General features: G+C 42.0%; 1 protein-coding gene. It reads left to right on the forward strand.

Annotated features, from left to right (window positions below; genetic code table 11):
- Positions 1 to 27: 27 nt before the first annotated feature.
- Positions 28 to 2,096 (forward strand): Hop family adhesin SabA/HopD (sabA, locus tag H7N67_RS07830; protein WP_232263054.1); only part of this gene is annotated, 2,069 nt, incomplete at its 3' end.

A 2,096-nucleotide genomic window follows, 5' to 3' on the forward strand; every position in this document is an offset into this window, starting at 1 on the left:
AAGAAAAATCTATTAAAAGGAGAAAACATGAAAATCAAAAAATCTCTCTTGCTCTCTCTTTCTCTCATGCTCTCATTATCAAGGGCTGAAGATGACGGATTTTACATGAGCGTGGGCTATCAGATCGGTGAAGCGGTCCAACAAGTGAAAAACACAGGAGCACTACAAAATCTTGCGGACAGATACGATAACTTAAACAACCTTTTAAACCAATACAACTACCTTAACTCTTTAGTCAATCTAGCCAGCACGCCAAGCGCGATCACCGGTGCGATTGATAATTTAAGCTCAAGCGCGATCAACCTCACTAGCACTACCACCACTTCTCCGGCCTATCAAGCTGTGGCTTTAGCGCTCAATGCCGCTGTGGGCATGTGGCAAGTCATAGCCCTTTTTATTGGCTGTGGCCCTGGCCCTACCAACAATCAAAGCTACCAATCGTTTGGTAACACGCCAGCCCTTAATGGGACAACCACCACTTGCAATCAAGCGTATGGGACAGGCCCCAATGGCATCCTATCTATTGATGAATATCAAAAACTCAACCAAGCTTATCAGATCATCCAAACCGCTTTAAACCAAAATCAAGGAGGCGGGATGCCTGCCTTGAATGACACCACCAAAACAGGGGTAGTCAACATACAACAAACCAATTATAAGACCACCACACAAAACAATATCATACAGCATTATTATGATGAGAATGGGAAAGAGGTTCCAACCTATTATTCAGGCGGATCATCATTCTCGCCTACAATACAATTGACATACCATAATAACGCTGAATACCTTTTGCAACAAGCCGCCACTATCATGCAAGTCCTTATTACTCAAAAGCCGCATGTGCAAACGAGCAATGGCGGTAAAGCGTGGGGGTTGAGTTCTACGCCTGGGAATGTAGTGGATATTTTTGGTCCTTCTTTTAACGCAATTAATGAGATGATCAAAAACGCTCAAACAGCCCTAGAAAAAACCCAACAGCTTAACGCTAATGAAAACGCCCAAATCACGCAACCCAACAATTTCAACCCCTACACTTCTAAAAATAAGCAATTCGCTCAAGAAATGCTCAATAGAGCTGAAGCTCAAGCAGAGATTTTAAATTTAGCTAAGCAAGTAGCGGACAATTTCCACAGCATTCAAGGGCCTATTCAAGGGGATTTAGAACAATGTAAAGCAGGATCGGCTGGCGTGATCACTAATAACACTTGGGGTTCAGGTTGCGCGTTTGTGAAAGAAACTCTCAATTCCTTAGAGCAACACACCGCTTATTATGGCAACCAAGTCAATCAAGATAGGGCTTTGGCTCAAACCATTTTGAATTTTAAAGAAGCCCTTAATACCCTGAATAAAGACTCAAAAGCGATCAATAGCGGTATCTCCAACTTGCCTAACGCTAAATCTCTTCAAAACATGACGCATGCCACTCAAAACCCTAATTCCCCAGAAGGTTTGCTCACTTATTCTTTGGATACCAACAAATACAACCAACTCCAAACCATCGCGCAAGAATTAGGCAAAAACCCCTTTAGGCGCATCGGCGTGATTGACTATCAAAACAATAACGGTGCGATGAATGGCATTGGCGTGCAAGTGGGCTATAAGCAATTCTTTGGCAAAAAAAGGAATTGGGGGTTAAGGTATTATGGTTTCTTTGATTATAACCATGCTTATATCAAATCCAATTTTTTCAACTCCGCTTCTGATGTGTGGACTTATGGGGTGGGTATGGACACTCTTTATAACTTCATCAACGATAAAAACACCAACTTTTTAGGCAAAAATAACAAGCTTTCTGTGGGGCTTTTTGGTGGTTTTGCACTAGCTGGGACTTCGTGGCTTAATTCCCAACAAGTGAATTTGACCATGATGAATGGCATTTATAACGCTAAGGTCAGCACTTCTAACTTCCAATTTTTGTTTGATTTAGGCTTGAGAATGAATCTCGCTAGGCCTAAGAAAAAAGACAGCGATCATGCCGCGCAGCATGGCGTGGAATTAGGTGTGAAAATCCCTACCATTAACACGGATTATTATTCTTTCATGGGCGCTGAACTCAAATACAGAAGGCTCTATAGCGTGTATTTGAATTATGT

It is taken from the genome of Helicobacter pylori, assembly GCF_014498195.1.
Classification (GTDB): Bacteria; Campylobacterota; Campylobacteria; order Campylobacterales; family Helicobacteraceae; genus Helicobacter; species Helicobacter pylori_DO.